Source organism: Rhizobium jaguaris (genome assembly GCF_003627755.1).
Lineage (GTDB): Bacteria > Pseudomonadota > Alphaproteobacteria > Rhizobiales > Rhizobiaceae > Rhizobium > Rhizobium jaguaris.
The window spans coordinates 2202066-2226151 of record NZ_CP032694.1 but is presented as its reverse complement, the minus strand read 5'-3'; the positions used below and the strand labels follow the sequence as shown (position 1 = coordinate 2226151).

The window sequence follows — 24086 nt, the reverse complement described above, 5'->3', positions numbered from 1 at the left end:
GTGACGCCATGCGCGACCTGTTTAACGATCTTTCCGAAGGCCTGAGCCACCCGGATCCTGTCCGCCGGGCACAAATCCAAATGAAGAAGCCGCTGCCGAAGCGCTTCTACAAGGATGTGAGCGTCCGCGAGAGTGAGGACGGCCACCTTATCGAACTCGACGGCAAGGTGGTGAAGACGCCTGCGCGCCAATCGCTCGCAGTGCCGACAGAGGCGCTGGCGAAGTTGGTGGCGGCCGAATGGAGCCGGCAGGTCGAGATTATCGACCCCGCGACCATGCCGGTGACGCGATTGGTCAATACGGCGCTCGACGGTGTGGCGACCGATAGCCAGGCGGTATTCGAGGACATTCTACGCTTTTCCTCAAGCGACCTGCTTTGCTATCGCGCCGATGAGCCGGAGCGCCTGGTGGGGCGGCAGTCGGAGCAGTGGAACCCGTTGATCGACTGGGCCGCAAACGAACTCGGCGCCCGCTTCATCCTCGCCGAGGGCGTCATGCATCAGGAACAGCCGCGGGAGGCGATCGCCGCCTTCGCCGTGACGCTGCGCAAATACGACACGCCACTGGAGCTCGCCAGTCTGCACACGATCACGACACTGACGGGCTCGGCAATCCTGGCGCTGGCTTTCGCCGAGGGCCAACTACCGCTCGCCGAGGTTTGGTCGCTCGCTCATCTCGACGAGGATTGGACGATCGAACATTGGGGCCGCGACGAGGAGGCCGAACGGCGCCGCGCCCAGCGCTTCGAAGAATTCCAGGCTGCCACGGATGTTTTTTCCGCGTTTCACAGTTAATTGTTGTTGATTTGCAGTCCGTTATATCGAAGTCTCTATCTCAAGGATCGGGATATCGGGACGCGAATCATGATGTTGTTGAGGTCGGGCGCCGTATTGGCGCTCGCGGGATGTTTAGCGCTGGCTGCATGTTCGAGTTGGTCGCTCACGCCGAAGCCGTCAACTCCGGCCTATGATGTGCGCAGTGCCACTGTCGTCGCCGATCAGTCGGTGCCGCCTGTTTCGCCGAAGCTGCTTTCTGCCATCAGCGAGCGCGTCAACGCTGCCATCGCCGTGACGACCCGCGATACACCATTGCCGAAGGTGGCGCTCACCATCCGCCTGACGGATGTCCGCAAGGGGCGCAGCTTCAACAAGGATCGCAATGCAGCGAAGATCAATGTCGACGCCGCTGCGCTCGATACTGGTGCAGTGGTTGCCATGGCCTCCTTCGAGACGTCGAACTTCACTCCGGATCCGACCGCGGCCGACGATCTGATGGCTGAGGATATTGCGGCCCGCATCCGCTCCATCTTCGTGCTGAAGGCGCCGCCGCTGGTGAACTGAGCCGGCAGCTTCAAAGTGCTGCCGCGCCATGCTAAGCCGGATAAGCGGAGAAGAGGACCATCATGAAAGAGATCCTGCAGGAATTGGAACGTCGCCGAGAGATCGCAAGGCTCGGAGGCGGGCAGGCGCGTATCGATGCGCAGCATGCACGCGGCAAGCTGACGGCGCGCGAGCGCATCGAAATCTTCCTCGACGAAGGCTCCTTCGAAGAGTTCGACATGTTCGTCGAGCATCGCTCGATTGATTTCGGCATGGACAAAAGCAAGATCGCTGGCGACGGCGTGGTCACCGGCTGGGGCACCGTCAACGGCCGCACGGTCTTTCTCTTTGCCAAGGATTTCACGGTTTTCGGTGGCTCGCTTTCGGAAGCGCATGCCGAGAAGATCATGAAGGTTCAGGACATGGCGCTGAAGAACCGGGCGCCGATTGTCGGCATCTATGATGCCGGCGGCGCACGCATCCAGGAGGGCGTGGCGGCGCTCGGCGGCTATGCCGAGGTGTTTCAGCGCAACGTTCTCTCTTCCGGCGTCATACCGCAGATCTCGATCATCATGGGTCCTTGCGCCGGCGGCGATGTCTATTCGCCGGCTATGACCGATTTCATCTTCATGGTGCGCGATACGTCCTACATGTTCGTCACCGGCCCGGATGTGGTGAAGACCGTCACCAACGAAACGGTGACATCGGAGCAGCTTGGCGGCGCCTCGGTGCATACGACGAAATCTTCGATCGCCGATGCCGCCTACGACAACGACATCGACACGTTGCTGCAGGTTCGCCGGCTCATCGATTTTCTGCCGCAGTCGAATACCGCTGATCTTCCGGAGATCGAGTGCTATCAATCCGTCACCGATCCCGATACATCGCTCGATACGCTGATCCCGGCCAATGCCAACAAGCCCTATGACATCAAGGAGCTGATCCTGAAGGTGGCGGACGAGGGCGATTTCTTCGAGATCCAGGCAAGCTTCGCCAAGAACATCGTTTGTGGTTTCGGCCGTATCGAGGGCGCGACGGTCGGCTTCGTCGCCAATCAGCCGATGGTGCTGGCGGGCGTGCTCGACAGCGACGCCTCGCGCAAGGCGGCGCGTTTCGTGCGCTTCTGCGATTGCTTCAACATCCCGATCGTCACCTTTGTCGACGTACCCGGATTTCTGCCGGGGACCGCGCAGGAATATGGCGGGCTGATCAAGCATGGTGCCAAGCTGCTTTTCGCCTATGCCGAAGCCACCGTGCCGAAACTGACCGTCATCACCCGCAAGGCCTTCGGTGGCGCCTATGACGTCATGGCGTCGAAGCATCTGCGTGGTGATCTCAATTATGCCTGGCCGACGGCGCAGATCGCCGTCATGGGCGCAAAGGGTGCGGTCGAGATCATCTTCCGCAAGGATATCGCCCATCCCGACAAGATCGCGGCGCATACAAAGATGTATGAGGACCGTTTTCTGTCACCCTTCGTTGCCGCCGAGCGCGGCTATATCGACGAAGTGATCATGCCGCACTCAACCCGGCGACGGCTGGCGCACGGGCTGAGAATGCTGCGCAACAAGGATCTGACCAATCCCTGGAAAAAGCATGACAATATTCCGCTTTAAGGATGTGACAACAAGTCACGGATTTTACACGAAGATTTGATTGGGTGTCAGAAGGCGTGTCTTCACCTTCTCACCATCGCGACCTAATTGTTGCTCCAGGAAACGAAACTGGAGTAGAAAATGACGCTTTCCGAACGTCTGAATCAATATCAGCCTTACGCCTTGACTCTGCTGCGCCTCATGACCGGCCTGCAGTTTATGGAGCATGGCACACAGAAGCTTCTCGGCTTCCCGGCCGGCGCTCACGCCGACGGCCCTCTGCCGACACTGCTTTTGGTTCAAGGCATTCTGGAAGCCTTTGGCGGGCTGGCGATTTTCCTCGGCCTGTTCACCCGTCCAGTCGCCTTCATCCTGTGCGGCAACATGGCAGTCGCTTATTTCATGGCGCATATGCCGAAGAACTTCTTCCCTGCCAACAATGGCGGCGACGCAGCCATCCTGTTCTGCTTCGTCTTCCTGCTCCTGATCTTCTCGGGCCCGGGTGTATTGGCTATCGACAATCGCAAGAGCTAATATGCGATCTTGCCGGGCTTGGATTGACATCCGAGCCCGGCGAATAAATTTGCCGTTGGCGTGTTGACTCCGGTGCCAACGGAAAGCGACCATAATCCCTTAGAGATACCGGCCGCTTTCTCAGTTCAAACGGAGAATTTCATGTCGGCTTTCGAGCGCCTGTCGCAGTATCAGCCCGCCGCCCTTGCGGTCCTCAGAATCGTGACGGCAGTGCTGTTTTTCGAGCACGCCACTCAAAAGCTCTTCAATTTTCCCGCAGCACCTTTTGAAGTCACACCGCTGTTTTTCGTTGCCGGCGTGATTGAGCTTATCGGCAGCATCCTGATTTTGCTCGGGCTCTTTACCCGGCCGGTCGCCTTCATCCTCAGCGGTGAAATGGCTTTCGCCTACTTCATGGTGCATATGCAGATCGACTTTTTCCCCGCCAACAATCAGGGTGACGGCCCGATTCTCTTCTGCTTCATCTTCTTGTACCTGGTTTTTGCCGGGCCGGGCCGCTGGGCACTGGACAATCGCCTGCGCTGATAGGCAAGGCAGGCTCAGGCGACGAGCTTGAGCCCGGCGATGCCTGCGACGATCAGGCCGATACAGAACAGGCGAACGAGGGTGGCGGGATCGCCGAGCAGCCAGATGCCGAGTAGAACGGTGCCGACCGTGCCGATGCCGGTCCAGACCGCGTAAGCCGTGCCCATCGGCAAGGTCTTCACCGCCAGGCCGAGCAGCAGGACGCTGGCCACCATGGAGATGAGAGTGAGGCCTGTGGGGATCGGCCGAGTAAAGCCATCGGTATATTTCAGCCCGACGGCCCAACCGATTTCGAACAAACCTGCGAGGAAAAGCAGGAACCAAGCCATGTTACGCTCCTTTTTGAGAGCGAGGCCGTCCCCGCAGTGTCTTACAGCCGGCGTTGGGTACCGGCCGCCGCAGTCGTCTGCGCGAGGGAACATATGCCTCAGCTGAATTGGCTTTTCAAGCTGGGGGCCGCATGGCTGCTATGCCACCCGTTTCATGCCAGCCGTTCGGCATGCCACTTCAGATGATCGTCCATGAAGCTGGAGATGAAGTAGTAGGAGTGATCGTAGCGCTCGTGCATGCGTAGCGTCAGGCCGATGCCGGTGCCCTTGATCGCCTCTTCGAACAACCATGGACGCAGGCCGTTTTCGAGGAAACCGTCGGCTTTGCCCTGGTCGATCAGGAATTCCGGGAAACGCGCTCCGTCATCGACCAGCGCGCAAGCGTCGTATTTCCGCCAGGCAGCCTTGTCGGCCCCAAGATATTTCTCAAGGGCCGGTGCCGACCAGTCCGCCGTCGAGGGCCGCACGATCGGCGCGAAGGCGGAGCAGCTCTTGAAGCGATCCGGATTTTTCAGCGCAATCGTCATCGCACCATGGCCGCCCATGGAATGACCGAAAATGCCTTGCCGCGCCATGTCCATGCGGAAATGCTGGCTGACGAAGGCGGGCAACTCCTCGGTGACGTAGGTGTACATCTGGTAGTTTTCAGCCCACGGCTTCTCGGTGGCGTCGAGATAGAAGCCGGCGCCTTTGCCCATTTGCCAATTGGTCAGTTCGTCAGGAACATCGTTACCGCGCGGGCTGGTGTCGGGGCAGACAATGATCAGGCCGAGCTCTGCCGCCATGCGGCGATATTCGCCTTTTTCCATCACGTTGGCATGGGTGCAGGTGAGGCCGGAGAGATACCAGAGGACCGGGCAGGGCTGTTTGATCGCCTGCGGCGGCACGAAAACCGCGAAGGTCATTTCGCATTGGCAAGCCTCGGACGCATGCGAAAAGACGCCTTGCATGCCGCCGAAAGCGGTGTTCTGGGAAATGATGTTCAAGGCTGACCTCCAGGCGAATTATGAGCTTTAGCTCGCCGGCAGAGCCGGTCAAAGGTTTCGAGGAAGGCGGAGCGGTCGCGTGGCGAGAAAGCGGCGTTATAGCCCTTGCTCTCACCGGTCTCACGCAGATGCGCGCCGAGATCGCGCATGGCGGTGACCATGCCGATATTGGCGACGTCGAAGACGCGGCCGGTAGGCCCGGTCACCAGCGCGCCGGCAGCTACGCAGCGCCCGGCCAACGGTACATCGGCGGTGACGACGATATCGCCAGGACCGGCATGCTCCGCGATCCAGTTGTCGGCAGCGTCAAAAGCGTTGGAGACGATGACGTTCTTCACCATCGGATCGCGCGACGGGCGAAGGCCGGAATTGGCGACAAGCGTCACCTCGATGCCGTGGCGCTCGGCCACTTTCAAAATTTCCGGCTTGACCGGACAGGCATCGGCATCGACGTAAATCATCGGAACAAAAGCTGTTTCATTACAGGGCGCTGCGCATTCGACTGAACGCGCAGCCGTGGTTTAGCGAAGTCCGCCATCAGGGGCCAGACCTATTCTCTTAACGTGCCCGCCTTTTTCGCCACCCAGGTTGCGATGGCATCCATAAGTGGCGGGTTCAGGCAATCATAGGGCTCGAGGCGAAGCTCCTTCAGCCGGCTGCGCACGGAGGCCATGGTGGAGGGCGGCGTTCCGGATTCGATGATCGAGGACACGAAGGCGGCGAATGTAGGTTCAGGCCAGCCGCTTTCCTGAAAACGCTCGGGATGAATGAAATCGAGACCCTTGAAGGCGTGGTCGCGTTCCACCGGCCCGTACATGTGCACGCCGCATTCTTTGCAGGCATGGCGGCGAATCAGGGCGTCCGGATCGACAATGGCAAGCTTGTCGCCGTTTTCGAGAACCTTAACGTTCTCATGAGCAGTCACGGCGACGACCGAGAATGTCGCTCCCTGCGGCTTCCAGCATTTCGTGCAGCCACAGGCGTGATTGTGGGCAATTCCGCCTGTGATGGCGACTTTGACAGGGCGATCGGTGCAGGCGCAGACCAGCGTCCCACCGCTGAAATTCGCCTGTCCCGCCTTCACTCCGCCGTCGAGCGCCGGGTGTATCGATACTTGACTTGGCATGTTCAGCTCCTCCTCCTTGGTTGCCCACAGCCCCAAATCAGGATCGATTTGCCAAAAGGCCGTGCGCTATTCAAAGTCGTGCAGCGTTTTCCCGCGCCGTCGCAGTCTGTGACCGCCTTAGTAAAGCACGACGCTGCGGATGCTTTCCCCCGAATGCATCAGCTCGAAGCCCTTGTTGATGTCTTCGAGCGGCATGGTGTGGGTAATCATCGGATCGATCTGGATTTTGCCTTCCATGTACCAGTCGACGATCTTCGGAACGTCGGTGCGGCCGCGAGCACCGCCGAAGGCCGTGCCCATCCAGGTGCGGCCGGTGACCAGCTGGAAGGGACGCGTGGAAATCTCCTGGCCGGCGCCGGCAACGCCGATGACGACGGACTTGCCCCAGCCGCGATGCGAGGCTTCCAGTGCCTGGCGCATCACCTTGGTGTTGCCGGTGCAGTCGAAGGTGTAGTCGGCCCCGCCGATCTGGTCGGCGCCGCGCTTCGTCATGTTGACGAGATAAGGCACGATGTCGTCGCCGACCTCCTTCGGATTGACGAAATGCGTCATGCCGAAGCGTTCGCCCCAGGCCTTCTTGTCATTGTTGAGGTCGACGCCGATGATCATGTCGGCACCGGCAAGCCTCAGCCCCTGGATGACGTTCAAACCGATGCCGCCGAGGCCGAAGACGATCGCCGTTGCGCCCATCTCCACCTTGGCGGTGTTGATGACCGCGCCGATGCCGGTCGTCACCCCGCAGCCGATATAGCAGATCTTGTCGAAGGGGGCGTCGGGATTGACCTTGGCGACGGCGATCTCCGGCAGCACCGTATAATTGGCGAAGGTCGAGCAGCCCATATAGTGATGGATCTTGTCCTTGCCGATCGAAAAGCGCGAGGTACCATCCGGCATCAGCCCTTGGCCCTGGGTCGAACGGATCGCCGTGCACAGATTGGTCTTGCGCGACAGGCACGACGGGCATTCGCGGCATTCGGGCGTATAAAGCGGAATGACGTGATCGCCCTTCTTGACCGAGGTGACGCCGGAGCCGACGTCGACGACGATGCCGGCGCCTTCATGGCCGAGGATCGCCGGAAACAGGCCTTCCGGATCGGCGCCCGACAGGGTGAAATCGTCGGTGTGGCAGATGCCCGTCGCCTTGACCTCGATCAGCACTTCGCCGGCCTTCGGGCCATCGAGCTGCACAGTCATGACTTCGAGCGGTTTTCCAGCGGCAACGGCTACGGCGGCGCGCACATCCATCGTCTCATCCCTTCCAAAATAATGTTTTGATTAGCGTGAACATTGGCATGGTCGCGCCAGACGGCTCAAGCGAAAAATCAGTGGTTTAGTAGCGAATACGGATTAGGCAAATTCCATGATCACCGCATCGACAGCGAGGCTTTCGCCGGGCTTGGCGTTGATCTTGCCAACAACAAGGTCGCGCTCGGCCCGCAGGACGTTCTCCATCTTCATCGCCTCGACGATTGCCAGCGTCTCGCCGGCCTTAACCTCCTGGCCTTGCGCGACGGCAATAGCGACGACGAGGCCAGGCATGGGGCAGAGCAGCATCTTCGAGGTATCCGGTGGCAGCTTGACCGGCATCAATTTGTCGAGTTCCGCCTGGCGCGGCGTAAAGATCTTGGCCTGGACAGACAGACCTTGCCAGTCGAGGCGCAAGCCGTTCAGAAAGGGACGAATTTGGGCGGTCATCTTCCGCCCGCCGACCGTTCCGGCCCAAACGGCGTTACCCGGGCGCCAATCGGTCGCGACTGCCAGGGTCGCGCCGTTGATCTGCATGTCCATTTCGAATGGAATGGTCACGAGCCCGTCCAGCAGCGTCACGGGAATATAGTGCGGACCGAGCTTGACCATCCACTCCTCGCGCAGCGGCGCCGTCGCCTGCCGCAAACGGTCAGCGTAGCGCTCGCGGCGGTTGGCATCGATAAGGCTGCAGGAAAGAGCAATGGCGGCAAGCGCAGCAGATTCGCCGTCGTCCGGCGTCATCGGCGCAAAACCGTTCGGATATTCCTCCGCGATGAAACCGGTGGAGAGGCGGCCTTCACGCCAGCGCGGATGCTTCATCAGCGCCGACAGGAACGGCATGTTGTGTGCGATGCCGTCGACAAGGAAACCATCCAGCGCTTCGCCCATCGCGTCGACCGCTTCAAGCCGCGTCGGCGCCCAGGTGCAAAGCTTGGCGATCATCGGGTCATAATACATCGAGATTTCAGCGCCCTCGAAGACGCCGGTATCATTGCGAATAATGCTGTTGCCGCCCTTGCCCTCGCGCGGCGGCCGATAGCGCGTGAGCCGCCCGATCGAAGGCAGGAAATTTCGATAGGGATCTTCGGCATAGAGCCGGCTTTCGATCGCCCAGCCGTTCAGCTTGATATCATCCTGCGCAAAAGGCAGCGTTTCGCCGGCAGCGACGCGGATCATCTGTTCGACAAGATCGATACCGGTAACAAGCTCCGTAACGGGATGTTCGACCTGCAGGCGCGTGTTCATCTCAAGGAAATAGAAATTGCGGTCGCGGTCGACGATGAATTCGACCGTTCCGGCGCTCTGATAATCGACCGCCTTGGCGAGCGCGACGGATTGTTCGCCCATGGCCTTGCGTGTGGTTTCGTCGAGGAAAGGCGAGGGCGCCTCTTCGGCGACCTTCTGATTCCGGCGCTGGATGGAGCATTCGCGCTCGCCGAGATAGGTGACATTGCCATGGGCATCCGCCAATACCTGGATTTCGATATGCCGCGGATCGACCACGAATTTCTCGATAAAGACGCGATCGTCACCGAAGGAACTCTTCGCCTCAGAGCGGGCGCGCTCGAAACCGTCGCGCACTTCGGCGTCGCTCCAGGCGATGCGCATGCCTTTGCCGCCGCCACCGGCGGATGCCTTGATCATGACGGGATAGCCGATCTCGGCGGCGATCTTTTCGGCATGATCGGCATCGTCGATAACGCCGAGATAGCCCGGCACGGTGGAGACCTTGGCGGCGTTGGCGAACTTCTTCGATTCGATCTTGTCGCCCATCGCCCTGATGGCCTTCGGCTTCGGACCGATGAAGATGATGCCTTCCTTCTCCAGCGCCTCGCAAAAGGAGGCCCGCTCGGAGAGGAACCCATAGCCTGGGTGCACCGCTTCGGCCCCTGTTTCCTTGCAGGCGGCGATGATCTTTTCGGCAACGAGATAACTTTCGGCCGCGGGGGCTGCACCGATATGCACGGCCTCATCGGCCATTTCGACATGCAGGGCGTCACGATCGGCGTCGGAATAGACCGCCACAGTCAGGATCCCCATCCGGCGCGCAGTCTTGATCACGCGGCAGGCGATCTCGCCCCGGTTGGCGATCAGGATTTTCTTGAACATGAAAACTCCGCCCAATGCATAGCCCTATCAGCGTTTTAGCCATAAATCGCACCAACGGTCCATGCGGAAGATGGGTGTATTCAGGCCGATTTCATCGATCGCGACTGAACGCGCTCACGCCAGATGATGAAAAGGCCAGATCCGACGATGATCAGTATGCCGATCCATTTGGAAAGATTGGGAAAGTCCCCGAACAGCGCATAACCGAGAATGGTTGCCGAGATGATCTCGAAATACTGAAAGGGCGCCAGCAGCGACAGCGGTGCCAGCCGGAATGCGCGGACGACCAGCATATGCGCATAGCCGGAGATCGAGCCGAGAATCAGCAGCAGCACCAGACCGAGCCAGGAGGCGGGCAGGGACGGTGCAAAATCGCCAACGCCAGCGGACGCCCCTATCCAAAGTGCAGCGGCCATGAAGATCGTACCGCCAATGCCGGCCATGGTCTGCATGGTCAAAGGCGAATCCGCCATGCCAACCGCCCGGTTCATAAAGAGATAAAGCGCATAAAGAAAGGCGCAGGCGACCGGCAGCAGGGCCTTCCAACCGAAAATCTCGAAACTCGGCTGAATGACGATCATCGCGCCGCCGAAGCCGACGATGATTGCCAGCCAGCGCCGCCAGCCGACCTTGTCGCCAAGAAACAGCGCCGAAAGCGCTGCCAGCATGAACGGTTCGACGAAATAGATCGCGAAAACATCGGCAAGCGGCATATATTTGACCGCTACGAAGAACAGCAGGCTTGCAGCACCATGCAGCGCGCCGCGCAAAAGGTTCACCCAGGGCCGTTTGGCCGAAAGCGCTGCCCAGCCGAAGGCGGCGAAGAGCAGCGGCAGGGTGCAGACGAGCTGGAAGAAGAATCGGTAGAAGGTCACCTGTCCCGGCGACATCGCCTCGAAGGTCGCCATGTATTTGGCGATCGCATCCATCACCGGCAGAACGATCATGGCGCTGGCCATGATCGCCATGCCTTGCAGCGGATTCTGACGGGTGGAAGAGGCTGATATATCCGACATGACGGGCCATCAAACACAGGAACGTCACCCGATCAAGGCATGGTATCGATGTACCGTTGCCAATTCATCACACCATTTGCCGCGAAACGCCGGACTTTGCCAATTTGGCCAGAACGCGGTGGCGACATGACGCCCCTAGACCTATGTGTGCATGGTAAATCCGCTAAAAAATAAGCGCGCCGCACAGAAATTCACCGGCGTGACCAAAACAAGGATCGCACCGATGTTGAAGACGGAACAAGAAACGACCGTTTTTTCGGATGAAGGCGACGATACTCTGGGTGGACGCCTTTCCATGGCCCGCGACGCCGCCGGCATCAGCCTCGAATCGCTGGCAAGCCAATTGGGGGTAAGGCAGGAGACGATGCTCGCCTGGGAATCGGACCGTGCGGAGCCGCAACCATCCGTTCTGGTCAAAATGGCCGCCATGTTCGGCGTTTCACCGGCTTGGCTGATGACCGGCGCGGGCGACGGCCCGGGCGAGGACAGCGATGAGCGGGCACTGGAAGCCGTCAAGATCGAACTTTCGCGGCTGCGCTCCGCCCACCAGGAAATAGGCCGTCTGATCGAGACGACGACGCGCCAGATCGAGAGGCTGGACCATCAAATCCGGCTGCGCAATGTCAGCAAGGACGTCGCGCATTGAGCCTCATCGAGACTCATTGGCGGTTTCGCCGAATATCTGCTCGAAAGCCTCCCGCAGGCGGATATCCGCATCGGCCATCATCACCGGCAGGCCCAGGTCGACGAGACTAGTGACGCCGTAAGCGGAAATGCCGCAGGGCACGATGCCCGAGAAATGGCCAAGATCGGGGTCGACATTCAGCGACAGACCATGAAACGTCACCCATTTGCGCACGCGGATGCCGAAAGCGGCGATCTTGTCTTCCGCCATGGTTCCATCAGGCAGCAACGGCTTCTCCGGACGCCGCACCCAGACGCCGACACGATCCTCGCGCCGCTCGCCACGGACGTTCATCGAATCGAGGGTCCGGATGATGACTTCTTCCAGTGCGGCCACGAAGGCGCGGATATCCTGGCGTCGGCGCTTCAGATCCAGCATGACATAGGCGACCCGCTGGCCGGGGCCGTGATAGGTATATTCGCCGCCGCGGCCGGTGGCGAAAACCGGAAAACGATCGGGTTCGATGAGGTCAGCCGCATTGGCGCTGGTGCCTGCCGTATATAAGGGGGGATGCTCGACCAACCAGACGAGCTCCGGCGCCAGACCTTCGGAGATCGCGGCCACCTCCGCCTCCATAGTCGCCACAGCTTCGTCATAGGGCACCAGACCATCGGTGATACGCCAACGCACAGGCGGCGAGCCGGCGAGCGGAAACATTTGATGTTGGAGATCGGTGCGTAGCATCAGCAAGTCCTTTGTGCCTGTTCGGCAGACAGCTCACAGAAATTTGGCGCGCCGACGGGTTATCAACATATGGAGCCATTTGGACAAGAATTCAAACATCTACAAGACAGATGCCGTGAATCCGAAGGCGTGCTCCAGGGAGCTGTGTGGGAATGTTAAAAAATCTGACATATCGCTCTTGTGCCCCCCGAATGCTTTTGCTACATGCAGCCGCGCCGGAGCAATCCGGCCCTACCACGATGCGGTCGTGGCGGAATTGGTAGACGCGCAGCGTTGAGGTCGCTGTGGGGCAACCCGTGGAAGTTCGAGTCTTCTCGACCGCACCAAAAACCCGCTTCGGCGGGTTTTTTGCTTTCTGGCGATCGGAGTCGCCATTTCCTTTAAAAGTTGCATCTCAGAGCAAAATGCTCCCTTTGATCGTTATTTCCGTACAGTTACCGTTCATGTTCTTCCCCATATGGTGTCGTTGATCGCTCACGACTCGTGCGTCAATTGACAAGCGAAGGGGCGGGGATGCTTAATAGTTTCGACACTCGTCATAGAGCGGAGGATTTGCCAATGACCAGTCGTGCCATCCTGTTGATGTCTTTTGCGTCTCTTGCAGTTGTGGGCTCGATGGCCCTCTCATCGCCGGCTTCTGCGCTGACGATGAAGGAATGCAGTGCCAAGTATCAGGCCGCCAAGACGGCGGGTACCCTGAACGGTCAGTCGTGGAATGATTTCCGCGCCTCCCAGTGCGCCGCCGATGCAAGCGCTACGACCACCACCGCGCCGACGACCACGGCACCGGCCAAGACCACTACTACCACAGCCAAGACGACAACTGCCGCCAAGGCCAGCACCGGTGAGCCGGATGCAGCCAACCCGCCTGCCAAGGAGCCGCCGAAGGCAACGACCGCAGCGCCGGCCGGCGTAACCTTCCCGAAGGCCATCGATCCCAAATATGCGAGCGAAACGCCCGGCAAGGGCCGCTTCCACACCTGTGTCGATGCCTATAACGACGCCAAGGCCAAGAACACCCTTGCCGGCCTGAAGTGGATCCAGAAGGGCGGCGGCTATTACAGCCTCTGCAACACCAAGCTGAAGGGCTGATCTACGCTTCATGCAGGAAATCAGGCGGGCGCTTCAAGGGCGCCCGCATTTTTATGTGCGGACGCCGAATCAGGCCTTCGCCTTTTCCCATTTCTTCACAAGCCGGTCGCGCTTCAATTTTGAAAGACGCTGCAGCCAGAACAGACCGTCGAGCTGGTCGACCTCATGCTGAATGCAGACGGCAAGAAAACCCTCGGCTTCAGCCTCGTGCACCTGACCGTCCATATCCTGGTAGCGGAAGCGGATCGCCTTCGGCCTGACGATCTCGTCCGTGAAGCCGGGCATGGAGACGCTGCCCTCCATGTGCCGCATCGTCTCTGCGGAAAACCAGATGATCTCCGGATTGACATAGGTGCGTAGGCCGTCCTCACGGCTGAGCTCGATCACGGTAACACGCTGGAGCACGCCGATATGAGCGGCGGTGATTCCGACGCCGGGAGCGGCGCGCATGGTATCCAAGAGATCGGTGGCGAGCCCGCGCAGGCGATCGTCGAAAGCAGTTACGGGCGCGCAGGCTGTTTTCAGCAACGGGTCGGGAAAACGGATGATGGGACGGACTGGCACGGCTCTCTCTGTTGATGGGACGACATGTTCGCGGCTTAAGGATAGGGGCAAGACGAGGCTTGCGCCACTGTCTTACAGACACGACATACAATATCAGCATTTCCGTCTATCCAATTGTTGACAATCAGCTTTTTGCCGTCATTCTCCAAGAGGAAATCTTGGATTTCCGTAAGCAGACGCAGGAAGCGAGGCGGCAAATGACGACGACCGACGAAGGCGAACGCGTTCGCAAGGCCTCCGCAGAAACCCATCCTGATATCTACGACGAGGACGGCGTTGTCCGCTCCGATTTCCTGACTGAAGTCAGTAATGCGATCGAACGGGACGATATTCCATTCCTGCAGCAAAATGTCGTGCGACTGCACGAGTCCGAGCTCGGCGACCTCCTGGAATCGCTGCCTCCCGACGAACGTCTGGCACTAGTGCAATTGCTCGGCGACGACTTCGACATGACGGCGCTGACGCAGGTGGACGAGGCGATCCGCATGGAGATCGTCGACCAACTGCCGAACGACCAGATCGCCGCCGGTATCGGCGAGCTCGATTCAGACGATGCCGTCTACATTCTTGAAGACCTCGATCAGGAAGACCGCGACGAGATCCTGTCGCAACTGCCGTTCACCGAGCGGGTACGACTGCGGCGCGCCCTCGAATACCCCGAACAGTCAGCCGGCCGCCGCATGCAGACGGAATTCATAGCCGTGCCGCCATTCTGGACGGTCGGCCAGACGATCGACTATATGCGCGAAGAGGAGGAACTGCCGGAAGCCTTCACCCAGATCTTCGTCATCGACCCGACCTTCAAGCTGCTCGGCAGCGTCGACCTCGACCGTATCCTGCGCACCAAACGACAGACCAAGGTCGAGAGCATCATGCGAGAGACCTCGCACCCGATTCCGGCAGTGATGGACCAGGAAGAGGCGGCGGAGGTCTTCGAGCAATACGACCTGCTGTCTGCCGCAGTCGTTGACGAGAACGAACGCCTCGTTGGTGTGCTAACCATCGACGACGTGGTCGACGTCATCCATGAGGAGGCTGACGAGGACATCAAGCGCCTTGGCGGCGTCGGCGACGAAGAGCTGTCCGACAACGTCACTTCGATCGTGCGCTCACGCTTTGTCTGGCTGGCGATCAATCTGATCACGGCCATCCTGGCCTCCAGCATTATCAATGTTTTCGACGGCGCGATTGAGAAAATGGTTGCACTTGCCGTACTGATGCCCATCGTCGCGTCGATGGGTGGCAATGCCGGTACGCAGACGATGACGGTCACCGTGCGGGCGCTCGCAACCGGCGACCTCGATATTTACAACGCCTTTCGCGTCATCCGCAGGGAGGCGAGCGTCGGCGTCCTCAATGGCATTCTCTTCGCCATCATCATGGGTGCGATTGCCACTTTCTGGTTCCATGATTTCCAGCTCGGCATCGTCATCGCCGCGGCGATGATCATCAATCTGGTGGCAGCCGCCCTTGGCGGCATTCTTCTGCCGCTTGTGCTGCATCGATTCGGCGCCGACCCGGCGATCGCCTCGTCGGCATTCGTCACGACGGTCACGGATTGTACGGGATATTTCTCATTCCTGGGTCTGGCGACCTGGTGGTTCGCTATTCATTAAGGCCGCTAGTCCATTGAATCCAGGGCATCTTCTGAAGTTCAAAGGCCTATCGCCGCCGTGCGGAAATTGACTATTACGTAAAAGTCAATATTATGAGCTTCGTACGAGAGAGGCGGACTATTTGTTGGACAGGTATTATAGCATAACGGAGCTGACGCGGGAATTCGGGGTCTCCACCCGAACGCTGCGTTTCTACGAGGACGAAGGTCTTATTCATCCGGAACGCAGGGGGCGCACGCGCCTATTCCGGCCAGCCGACCGCCGCCTGATCCAGGAAATCCTGCGCGGCCGCCGCATCGGCTTCACCATTGCCGAAATCCGCGAGATCATCCAGGTCTACAAGGAACCGCCGGGTGAAATCGGCCAGTTGAAACTCCTGATGAAACGCGTCGACGAAAAGCGCGAGGAGCTGCGCCAGAAGCGCAAGGATATCGAAGACACGCTGACCGAACTCGACAATGTCGAAGAGGCCTGCCTCGGCCGCTTGGCTGAGATCGGCGTGGGGACTTGATTACTACCGTCAAAGTACAGGACGCATCGCCGCCGCCACAATCCCAACGAGAATGCTCTGTAGAAGCCGAGCGTTCACAGAGGGTTATGGCGTATGGCGGCAAGATTTAGCTTCGTCTTCGCGATAGGGATCGCACTCGTTCCGTTGAATGTCGGCAACTCCCAAGCGGCCGATAATGAGAATGCCGATATCCCGGTTGCCTATGCCCTTTTACTGGATGGCAAGGATGCGATCTATGGCCAGCTCATTTGCCGATTTCATGTTCGCTGTCAGCTTATCGACAACCAGGACACTCACGTTCAGCTGAGCGTTACCATCGATTCGAATCAATATTTGGCGGGCGAAGTCAACGTCCAGTGCGGCGACCTCGACTGCTCTTTTCTAACCTGGAAAACATCGACCCGGCTGGAAGGGGTTTCTGACAGGGAAAAAGTCCGTGAATTCGATCTTTATGCTGGTGAAAATGATTCGGTCGCGATGGACCTAGTGCAACGCACGAGAACGAAGATTGGTCGGATTTTACTTCTCGTCGAAAGCCGATAAGTAGCGACTAAACGGTTCTGCGGCTTCGTGCAGGCACTCTCTGGTTTCAAAGCCAGCGCCGCGTGTGCTTGCAATAAAACTCGAATTCGCAGCCGAAGCGGGAGAGCAGGTGCATCTCCTCGCAGCGAATGACCAGCAGTGTGGTCAAGGCCGCCGCGACGGCAGCCATAGCGAGGAACCAGACATTGCCGATCATCAAACCGAGGCCCGCCATCAGCAGCGTATAGCCGAGGTAGGTCGGATTGCGGGTAAAGCGGAACGGCCCTTTCGTTACCAGATGCGCCGTACAACGCTGCGTCAGCACGGTCGTTCGGCTATCCATCAATGTCTTCACTGCCCAGACGTTCAGCGTGACCGCAACAATGGTCAAAATGGCGCCGACACCCCAGGCGACGATGGCCCAAAGATGGGGCAAGTACACAGGATAGTCCTTTCTCAGATAAAGCGCCGTTATAACTGCAAGACTATAAACTAAAGGCGGCCATGGAAAACTCAGCGACTTGGAACGATAGGCATTCATAGAATAACCCTGTCATTGCGCTTGCTCCGAACACTGTAACGCGATTCGGTTTACTCGTTCATCGCTATCTGCTTTGATTTCACCGGATTCCAGGGGCGAAAAGAGGTTTTGTGCCTGCAATTTATCGAGCGTGCACTGGCAAAAGCTGCGGCACATGGTTTCGCTGCCGGAGCGTACGCAGGATGCCCGGCATTGCCTCATATAGGTGAGCGTGGGGTCGGGCGGCGGCGCGGGTGCGACCAGCGAAAGCAGATAGACGAGGCCGAAGAGCACCGGCTGGTGGACGAGGTAGAAGATCAGGCTGTGACGGCCCGCTCGCGCGATCAGATTCCGGCCGGGACCGAGTTTTGCCAGTGGCCGAAGCCACCCGAATGATGTGGCCAGTTGCGCCACGCCGAGGCCAAAAAGGAAGGGCGTCAGCCAGGGGAAGACCGGTACGTAGTCATTCGAACGCGGCAGGTTCTCGGACAAGCCGACCCACCAGAGCCAGGGCGCGTCGAAGACAGCGGAATGCAGCGAAAACGGCGCGACGACATTATCGATAAGAATGCCGGCCGCGAGCAGGACAGCTATAAGCAGCGTGGCGAAAGCAGGCAGGCGCAGGAAGAGCAGGCCGATGATGCTAGCCGCGGCGATGCTGTGCAGGATGCCGAAGAATATCCATTCGTCACGCATGCCGATGAAGGTGACGATGGAGATCGCCGCAGCGGCGGCAACAATCATGCCGAGGCGCTTGAAATAGGGGCGCCAGCGGATCTCGGGCGTGTTGGCCAGCACGAGGCTGAAGCCAGCGAGAAACAGGAACGTGCTTGCGATGGCGCGCGCATAGATTTTCAGCCAGCCCGTCTCCGCCGTGCCCGATTCGAGATAGCCGAAGAACTCGAAATCCCAGGTGAAATGATAGCTCGCCATCGCCAGAAGCGCGATGCCGCGGGCCGTGTCCAGAATGCCGATGCGGGGCGATTTCTGCGGCGCATCGGTGCTTTCGGCTATAACGGCCATCGGCGGGTCCTTCCAGGCATGAATTCAAGTCGTCTGTACTGTCTCACAGGAATAGAGGCTCACTGGAGCGGGCGCCGCGATGTCATGGCACATCGATATCCATGATGGCCAGACGCGCATCGGAAAAAAACTGCCGGCGGACCAGAACGATGATGATGAACATCGTCGTGACGATGAATACGTAAGGGCTCAGGAACCAACCGAGATAGCCGATTGAGAGAAAGATGGCTCTTAGCCCAGCATTGAAATTGCGTGCGGCGATGACATTCATGCGGATGACACGTTCGGCGGCGCGTTCCGCCCCCAAGGGGTCGAGTTCGGCATCCTCCCGCATCGGCAAGGAGCCAAAGAGGATGGTGCAATAGTTGAAGAGACGATAGGCCCAGCCGAATTTGAAGAAGGCGTAACCGAATAGGCAGGCGAGACCCGCGACCTTGATCTCGAAGGCGCCGCGGCCGCCGTTGATGATAAAGGGCAGGTCGGAGAAGAAGGCGTTGACCTTGTCGGTGGCGCCGAGCAAGGCGAAGCAGCTACCAATGGCGAAGATCGACGTCGAGGCGAAGAAACTGGTGCCGTTCTGCAGGCCGGACAGAATCTGCGTGTCGATCATCTTCAGGTCGCGGCGAAGCGAGTTGTAGATCCATTCGCGCCGGCGCTCGTTCATGGCCAGCGTCAGGCTGGTGCGGTTGAAGAAGTGGGCGCTACTGATGATCCAGTTGTGCGCGGCCCAGAGGAGAACGAAGAGGGCGAGGGCGACATAGTCGGCGGTCGTCATGAGGGCAGATTCTCCAGGTCCATATGCCCGCCGACTGTAGCGCACGGCCATTCGGGCGCAATGGCCTTATGTTTGCGCGACATCATGCCTATATGTAATGTCGCAGGCATGAAATCCGATGTCGGTCGATCGCCGTAAAGGGTTGCGTTGATGGCGTAGCCTTGGCATCGCGCGATTTGCCGAGGAGGCACCAAAGGTCCATGTTTCTTTCAGTTTTCGATGTTTTCAAGATCGGCGTGGGGCCCTCCAGTTCACACACGATGGGTCCGATGTCGGCCGCGAATCGTTTCCTGGACCTCGTACTATCGAACGAGTGGCCACGGCCGTCCTCCAATGTGCATGTCGCTTCGATCAAGGTCAGCTTGCACGGCTCGCTCGCCCATACCGGCATCGGTCACGGCACGGGCAGGGCGGTGATTCTCGGCCTGATGGGCGAGCGTCCGGACCAGGTCGATCCCGACCGGATGGATGCCGTTATCGAGGAGGTGGAGCGCAGCGGGCGCATTACACCGCCCGGCCATCCTGCCTATCAATTCCAGCCGAAGACCGATCTGATCTTCGACAAGAAGGTGCCGCTGCCGGGCCACGCCAACGGCATGAGCTTTTCCGCCTTCGACAAGGATGAACGCCTGCTCGTCAAGCGCGTCTATTATTCCGTCGGCGGCGGCTTCGTCGTTACCGACACCGAGCTCGACCAGATGCGCGCCGACAAGAAGAAAGCCTCTTCCGGCGAGCGAATTCCGTTCCCCTTCGCGACCGCCAAACAGATGCTGGAGATGGCCGAACGCTCCGGCCTCTCGATCGCGCAGATGAAGCGTGCCAACGAAGAGACGCGCATGAGCAGCGAAGAGCTCGATGCCGGGCTCGATCGCATTTGGGCGGCGATGAATAGCTGCATCGACCGCGGTTTGAAGGTGGAAGGCATCATGCCGGGCGGCCTGAAAGTGCGCCGCCGGGCCCGCGCCATCCACGACAAGCTGCAAGAGGAATGGCGCAGCAACCGCATCAATCCGCTGCTCGCCAATGATTGGCTGAGCGTCTACGCAATGGCCGTCAATGAGGAAAATGCCGCAGGCGGGCGTGTGGTCACCGCGCCGACCAATGGCGCGGCTGGCGTCATTCCAGCGACGATCCGCTATTACCAGCATTTCCACGAGGATTGGGACCAGGACGGCATCCGCAACTATCTGCTGACCGCGGCTGCTGTTGGCGGCATCATCAAGCACAATGCCTCGATCTCCGGCGCCGAAGTCGGCTGTCAGGGCGAGGTGGGCTCGGCGGCTGCGATGGCGGCTGCGGGGCTTGCAGCCGTCATGGGCGCGACACCGGAGCAGATCGAAAACGCCGCTGAGATTGCGCTGGAACACCATCTCGGCATGACCTGCGACCCCGTCGCCGGCCTGGTGCAGGTGCCCTGCATCGAGCGCAACGCGCTTGGCGCCGTCAAGGCAGTGACGGCAGCATCACTGGCCATCAAAGGCGACGGCCAGCATTTTGTGCCCCTCGACGCCTGCATCGAAACTATGCGCCAGACCGGCTATGACATGAGCGAAAAATACAAGGAAACCTCGACCGGCGGCCTTGCCGTCAATGTCGTGGAATGCTGAACTCGCCGGACTCGTCTGATCGCCGGGATTGACGGTCATTCGGTGATCGGCGTGGTCAAAGGCACGCCGATCGTGCGGCTGGCGAGAAGCATGGCCTGCAGCTGCTCGATCTGCTCCCCGCGTGGGCCGTTATCGGAATCGGTTACCCTGTGAACCATGACCGTTCCTATGTCCGGCAAGACCATGATGTATTGGTGGCCCAAGCCTGAAGCCCAGTAAAACTGCTTCTCTTCCTGATGGCGGTGCACCAATGTTGCCGTCGACCGCAATATGTATCGCCCGGTCCACCAGCTATAACCGAAACCGGCACCGCGCCCGAGATCCGTATAGGGCTTGACGCTTCGGCGAACCCATTCCTCCGGAATGAGCTGCACCCCGTCCCATCGTCCCGAATTCATAAAGAGGAGGCCGACGCGGGCGAGATCGCGAGCTGACATTCTAATCTTATAGGCAGGATGCAGGGATTGGGGAATCGTCTTGAAGTAGAAATGCTGCGGCTGAAAATCCTGCATCCGCAATGGCTGAGCGATACGACGCGAAAAATCCTCCGCGATCGGAACGCCGGTCAGACGCTCAAGGATGACGCCAAGAATGTTGAAGCTCCAATTGTTGTAGAACCACTGCTCTCCGGGGCGGTGAATTCCTCGAGGCGGCAACATTGCCGGGTTCTGGTCGGCTGCGGCATGATAGATTCCCGATCTCGACATCAGAAGGTCTGCAACGGTCGCCTGCTTCTCCGCAAGTGTCAGCGCCGGCTCGCAATCATCGATGCCGAGATCAGCCAGGGTCGCGTTCAGATCGATCGTCCCTTCGACTTCATGCGTACCGATCAACGCACTCAGCAGGCTCTTGCGCATCGAGGCAATGCCAGTGACATCGGCGACAGTTCCCCAGGTGCTAACAACCAATCCGTTTTGCACGATCATGATGGCTGAGGACCCGATGGAGGCTGCAAACTCATAAGCATTCGCCAAACCGGCACGAGACCATCCAAGGTCGTCCGGCTCATTCGCCATCGTCCATTCGCTGGTGGGGTAGTAGTTGTCGGCGCACCTCATCGACATCTCCGAGAATCGTTCCATCTATGGACAGGATGATATCGAGTTTGTGGATGTCGCAGTGAAAAGCTTGACGCTGCCGGGCAAAAGGATTTCAACGGTGCCATGGCTTTGCATCTCATCAAACTATGCGTGGGCGCCGACTCACTTGAAGACCTGCGCGAATGGGTTTCCGAACGGGCGATGAGCGCCATTGCCGCGGGTCTGGAGCCGCACACCACCCATACGACCCGGATGGTGCCGAAGCGCATGGAGGAGCTGTTGGACGGCGGCTCGCTTTATTGGGTGATCAAAGGTCAGGTGCAGGCGCGGCAGAAACTGCTCGGCATCGAGACCTTCACCGATGCCGATGGCATTCAGCGCTGCCGGCTCATCCTCGACCCGAGCGTCGTCGAAACCGCCGGCCAGCCGCGTCGGGCATTCCAGGGTTGGCGGTATCTGCCGCAAGAGGATGTGCCGCGCGACCTCGACAGCCTTGGTGGCGTTGCCGAACTCCCGGCGGATTTGAGGCGGGAGCTTTCCGAACTGGGGTTGCTGTAGCCACCCGGGCTAGCATTGCGACGATCGTCGGTAGCGCCGCCGCACCACTATTCTTCACTCAGCGCAGTCGCATCAACACCGGAGCTTGGCCGTTCGGCGAGGTGATGTGCAGATGGATGTGGGCTTCCGGCTGGGAATAACGCCAGGCGCGGGCGCCGTGGCAGAGCAGGATGGTGATCAGGTCTTTCGTCTTGTTGCGCGAACGCGAACGGTTGAGGCCGAGGTCGGCCAACCGCAGCGCTGCCTCATGCAGCGGATGAAGAGCAAAGCTCTTCGCTTTCGTCTTTCCCGCGCCATCGAGCGAGAAGCCTGGAAAGTTCTCGTTCATCGCCATTTTCACATCCCCGTAACACATTACAAACTCAGGGCCGACCCCATAGACATCTGTGGCCGGAAGAACCGGACATTGCATGCAAGATCCGGTAAATCTCTGGATGACGCGGCATGGAAAACCGTGGCCGCGCTCCTATTCCAAGCTTGCCCAGCACTTCACGCCGGCCTTCTTGAGGGCCTTGCAGGCGTTAACAGCCGCATTCTGGTCCTCGAAGCCGCCGAAGCGGGCACGATAGCCGCCGTCAAAGGCAAGCGTATAAGGCTTGGCCGAATGCAACGCCTTGCCGCCCTTGCTCTTGGCAGAGTCGAGCAGATCGCTGGCGCCGTCCTTGCTGGAGGAAATGCCGATCTGGACGACCCAGCCGGTCGGACCATCTTCAGCCTTGCTGGCCTTGGCAACCTTCTCTGGCTTTTCGGCCTTCTCGGTCTTTTCCGCTTTCTCAACCTTCTGGGTCTTGACGACCTTGGTATCCGTCTTCGGGGTCGAGGCCGTCGTAACGGTGTCGACCTCGTCCGTATCACTGTCATCCGCGGGCGCAGATGCCGGCTCGATGGAGGCGACTTCTTCGGCTGCCGCGTGTTGCCTTTGCTTGGTCGCAAGCAGCGGATTGTTCGACTTCGGCGTTATCGCTGCGAAAGCTGCGGCGCTCGACGGCTGACGATCGTCGTCGGCCTCTGCGGTTTCATCATTGCTCATCTTCGCACTGCCGGCAGCCGCCATGCGAGCGCCTGCAGCCTGGACATTGGGCGCTTCTGTCGCTGTCTGCGCGATGACGTTCGAGGCAATATGTTTCGTCGATGCTTGGGGCAGGTAAGCGGCTATCAGCTTGCGCATCTGGTTGTCGCGCGCAGGTGTCGAGGCGCCACCGAGTACGACGCCGACAATCGACCGGCCGTCGACTTTCACCGAAGTCGCAAGATTATATCCGGCGGCGCGGGTATAACCCGTCTTGATGCCGTCAACACCGCGGATCGCGCCGAGCAGGTGGTTATGACCCGGGATCACTCTGTTGCCGAGACGGAAGCTCGTCTGGGAAAAGAAGCCGTAATATGCGGGGAAGTGTTCGCGCAGGGCGACGCCCAGACGGGCCTGGTCGCGCGCCGTCGTCATCTGCGCGGTATTCGGCAGGCCGTTCGGGTTGCGATAGGTCGTGCGCGTCATGCCGAGCGCATGTGCCTTGTTGTTCATCATACGGGCAAAATTGTCTTCAGAACCACCAAGCATTTCGCCAAGCGCCATAGCCGCATCATTGGCAGACTTGGTGACGATGCCAAGGATCGCTTCGCGAACGGTCACCGAGCGGCCCGTACCGATGCCGAGCTTCGTCGGGGCCTGAGAGGCAGCATGCTGCGAAAAGACAACAGGGGTATCGAGTGTGATCCGGCCGGCCTCGAGCGCCTCGAACGTCAGATACAGCGTCATCATCTTGGTAAGCGAAGCGGGGTAGTGAAGCGTATCCGCATTTTCGCTGTAGAGAACATTGCCCGTGTTCGCGTCAATAACGATGCCCGCATATTTCGGGCCGCCGGCTGCATTCGATGCATCGACCGTCACCGTCGCCGTCGCCGTCGTGATTGCTAAACCGAACAACACCCTCGCCAGCAACTTGCCGGAGTGCGATGAGGATACGGAGAAAATTGATCTGGACACTACTTCACTCTCTGCTTGCATTTACGTTCTCAATTATCCGGCCGCCGCCTCCATGAACGCCCGTTGGGGTTTAAGAGTAGGGGCTTAGCGTTACCAATCGGTTTATGATGAACAGGTG

The 24086-nt window shown here is 59.4% G+C and carries 27 protein-coding genes and 1 tRNA gene; 13 read left to right on the top strand and 15 right to left on the bottom strand.

Annotated elements, in window-relative coordinates; genetic code table 11:
- The first annotated feature begins 8 nt into the window (after positions 1-8).
- The 5 genes from CCGE525_RS10925 (at position 9) to CCGE525_RS10905 (ending at position 3973) form a co-directional block, all read left to right on the top strand.
- Positions 9-794 (top strand): ATP12 family chaperone protein, encoded by a 786-nt coding sequence (locus tag CCGE525_RS10925; RefSeq protein ID WP_120704264.1) that lies wholly within the window; start codon positions 9-11, stop codon positions 792-794.
- Positions 795-863: 69 nt separating this feature from the next.
- Positions 864-1340, top strand: a complete 477-nt coding sequence (locus tag CCGE525_RS10920) for a hypothetical protein (RefSeq protein WP_120704263.1) — start codon at positions 864-866, stop codon at positions 1338-1340.
- Between the two features lie 62 nt (positions 1341-1402).
- Positions 1403-2935, top strand: coding sequence for an acyl-CoA carboxylase subunit beta (locus CCGE525_RS10915; protein ID WP_120704262.1), 1533 nt, complete (start codon positions 1403-1405; stop codon positions 2933-2935).
- Positions 2936-3055: 120 nt separating this feature from the next.
- Positions 3056-3448: a DoxX family protein gene (locus tag CCGE525_RS10910; protein ID WP_120704261.1), complete on the top strand. Its 393-nt coding sequence runs from the start codon at positions 3056-3058 to the stop codon at positions 3446-3448.
- A gap of 141 nt (positions 3449-3589) precedes the next feature.
- Positions 3590-3973 carry a DoxX family protein gene (locus tag CCGE525_RS10905; protein WP_120704260.1) on the top strand — a complete coding sequence of 128 codons (384 nt, stop codon included), beginning with the start codon at positions 3590-3592 and terminating at the stop codon, positions 3971-3973.
- 14 nt (positions 3974-3987) lie between these two features.
- On the opposite strand, the gene sugE is transcribed toward CCGE525_RS10905, so the two are convergent.
- The 7 genes from sugE to CCGE525_RS10870 all read right to left on the bottom strand — a co-directional run bounded on the left by sugE (position 3988) and on the right by CCGE525_RS10870 (position 10787).
- Positions 3988-4302, bottom strand: a complete 315-nt coding sequence (sugE, locus tag CCGE525_RS10900) for a quaternary ammonium compound efflux SMR transporter SugE (protein WP_120704259.1) — start codon at positions 4300-4302, stop codon at positions 3988-3990.
- A 152-nt stretch (positions 4303-4454) separates the two neighbouring features.
- A complete protein-coding gene (gene fghA, locus CCGE525_RS10895) occupies positions 4455-5288 on the bottom strand; it encodes an S-formylglutathione hydrolase (RefSeq protein WP_120704258.1) in 834 nt (277 codons plus the stop codon).
- Positions 5285-5749, bottom strand: a complete 465-nt coding sequence (locus tag CCGE525_RS10890; RefSeq protein ID WP_120704257.1) for a YaiI/YqxD family protein — start codon at positions 5747-5749, stop codon at positions 5285-5287. Before CCGE525_RS10890 ends, fghA begins: the two co-directional genes overlap by 4 nt.
- 89 nt (positions 5750-5838) lie before the next feature.
- A complete protein-coding gene (gene gfa, locus CCGE525_RS10885) occupies positions 5839-6414 on the bottom strand; it encodes an S-(hydroxymethyl)glutathione synthase (RefSeq protein ID WP_120706368.1) in 576 nt (191 codons plus the stop codon).
- Positions 6415-6531: 117 nt separating this feature from the next.
- Complete coding sequence (locus tag CCGE525_RS10880) at positions 6532-7659, bottom strand: S-(hydroxymethyl)glutathione dehydrogenase/class III alcohol dehydrogenase (protein WP_120704256.1); 1128 nt, start codon at positions 7657-7659, stop codon at positions 6532-6534.
- Positions 7660-7761: 102 nt separating this feature from the next.
- Entirely contained in the window at positions 7762-9771 is a 2010-nt protein-coding gene (locus CCGE525_RS10875) for an acetyl-CoA carboxylase biotin carboxylase subunit (RefSeq protein ID WP_120704255.1), read from the bottom strand.
- 80 nt (positions 9772-9851) lie between these two features.
- Positions 9852-10787 carry a DMT family transporter gene (locus CCGE525_RS10870; RefSeq protein WP_120704254.1) on the bottom strand — a complete coding sequence of 312 codons (936 nt, stop codon included), beginning with the start codon at positions 10785-10787 and terminating at the stop codon, positions 9852-9854.
- Between the two features lie 223 nt (positions 10788-11010).
- On the opposite strand from CCGE525_RS10870, the gene CCGE525_RS10865 reads away from it, so the two are divergent.
- A complete protein-coding gene (locus CCGE525_RS10865; RefSeq protein ID WP_120706367.1) occupies positions 11011-11433 on the top strand; it encodes a helix-turn-helix domain-containing protein in 423 nt (140 codons plus the stop codon).
- Between the two features lie 3 nt (positions 11434-11436).
- Here the strand turns inward: CCGE525_RS10865 and lipB are convergent, their stop codons facing one another.
- Positions 11437-12162 (bottom strand): lipoyl(octanoyl) transferase LipB, encoded by a 726-nt coding sequence (gene lipB, locus CCGE525_RS10860; RefSeq protein ID WP_205587449.1) that lies wholly within the window; start codon positions 12160-12162, stop codon positions 11437-11439.
- A gap of 235 nt (positions 12163-12397) precedes the next feature.
- Here lipB and CCGE525_RS10855 point away from each other — a divergent pair.
- Together CCGE525_RS10855 and CCGE525_RS10850 are read left to right on the top strand one after the other, a co-directional pair.
- Positions 12398-12482 (top strand) — tRNA-Leu (locus CCGE525_RS10855).
- Between the two features lie 232 nt (positions 12483-12714).
- Entirely contained in the window at positions 12715-13248 is a 534-nt protein-coding gene (locus CCGE525_RS10850) for a hypothetical protein (protein WP_120704252.1), read from the top strand.
- Between the two features lie 69 nt (positions 13249-13317).
- On the opposite strand, the gene CCGE525_RS10845 is transcribed toward CCGE525_RS10850, so the two are convergent.
- On the bottom strand, positions 13318-13812 hold the full coding sequence (locus CCGE525_RS10845; protein ID WP_120704251.1) for a peptide deformylase: 495 nt from the start codon (positions 13810-13812) through the stop codon (positions 13318-13320).
- Positions 13813-14009: 197 nt separating this feature from the next.
- Between CCGE525_RS10845 and mgtE the strand changes: the two genes are divergently transcribed.
- The 3 genes from mgtE (at position 14010) to CCGE525_RS10830 (ending at position 16482) form a co-directional block, all read left to right on the top strand.
- Complete coding sequence (mgtE, locus tag CCGE525_RS10840) at positions 14010-15428, top strand: magnesium transporter (protein WP_120706366.1); 1419 nt, start codon at positions 14010-14012, stop codon at positions 15426-15428.
- 124 nt (positions 15429-15552) lie between these two features.
- Positions 15553-15939: a MerR family transcriptional regulator gene (locus CCGE525_RS10835; RefSeq protein WP_028753287.1), complete on the top strand. Its 387-nt coding sequence runs from the start codon at positions 15553-15555 to the stop codon at positions 15937-15939.
- A 93-nt stretch (positions 15940-16032) separates the two neighbouring features.
- Positions 16033-16482 carry a hypothetical protein gene (locus CCGE525_RS10830; RefSeq protein ID WP_120704250.1) on the top strand — a complete coding sequence of 150 codons (450 nt, stop codon included), beginning with the start codon at positions 16033-16035 and terminating at the stop codon, positions 16480-16482.
- A 46-nt stretch (positions 16483-16528) separates the two neighbouring features.
- Here the strand turns inward: CCGE525_RS10830 and CCGE525_RS10825 are convergent, their stop codons facing one another.
- The 3 genes from CCGE525_RS10825 to CCGE525_RS10815 form a co-directional block, all read right to left on the bottom strand.
- The gene (locus CCGE525_RS10825; RefSeq protein ID WP_120704249.1) at positions 16529-17002 is read right to left on the bottom strand and encodes a methyltransferase family protein; all 474 of its coding nucleotides are present in this window, start codon (positions 17000-17002) and stop codon (positions 16529-16531) included.
- Positions 17003-17014: 12 nt separating this feature from the next.
- Positions 17015-18004, bottom strand: a complete 990-nt coding sequence (locus CCGE525_RS10820; protein WP_120704248.1) for an acetyltransferase domain-containing protein — start codon at positions 18002-18004, stop codon at positions 17015-17017.
- An 82-nt stretch (positions 18005-18086) separates the two neighbouring features.
- Positions 18087-18779 carry a DUF599 domain-containing protein gene (locus CCGE525_RS10815; protein ID WP_120704247.1) on the bottom strand — a complete coding sequence of 231 codons (693 nt, stop codon included), beginning with the start codon at positions 18777-18779 and terminating at the stop codon, positions 18087-18089.
- A gap of 200 nt (positions 18780-18979) precedes the next feature.
- Between CCGE525_RS10815 and CCGE525_RS10810 the strand changes: the two genes are divergently transcribed.
- On the top strand, positions 18980-20386 hold the full coding sequence (locus CCGE525_RS10810; protein ID WP_120704246.1) for an L-serine ammonia-lyase: 1407 nt from the start codon (positions 18980-18982) through the stop codon (positions 20384-20386).
- Positions 20387-20421: 35 nt separating this feature from the next.
- On the opposite strand, the gene CCGE525_RS10805 is transcribed toward CCGE525_RS10810, so the two are convergent.
- A complete protein-coding gene (locus CCGE525_RS10805; protein ID WP_162950152.1) occupies positions 20422-21444 on the bottom strand; it encodes a serine hydrolase domain-containing protein in 1023 nt (340 codons plus the stop codon).
- 105 nt (positions 21445-21549) lie between these two features.
- Here CCGE525_RS10805 and CCGE525_RS10800 point away from each other — a divergent pair, with 105 nt between their 5' ends.
- Positions 21550-21984 carry a DUF1489 family protein gene (locus tag CCGE525_RS10800; protein WP_028753281.1) on the top strand — a complete coding sequence of 145 codons (435 nt, stop codon included), beginning with the start codon at positions 21550-21552 and terminating at the stop codon, positions 21982-21984.
- Positions 21985-22042: 58 nt separating this feature from the next.
- Here the strand turns inward: CCGE525_RS10800 and CCGE525_RS10795 are convergent, their stop codons facing one another.
- Positions 22043-22318 carry a hypothetical protein gene (locus tag CCGE525_RS10795; RefSeq protein ID WP_120704244.1) on the bottom strand — a complete coding sequence of 92 codons (276 nt, stop codon included), beginning with the start codon at positions 22316-22318 and terminating at the stop codon, positions 22043-22045.
- Between the two features lie 132 nt (positions 22319-22450).
- Positions 22451-23989 (bottom strand): serine hydrolase, encoded by a 1539-nt coding sequence (locus tag CCGE525_RS10790; RefSeq protein ID WP_120704243.1) that lies wholly within the window; start codon positions 23987-23989, stop codon positions 22451-22453.
- Between the last annotated feature and the right edge of the window lie 97 nt (positions 23990-24086).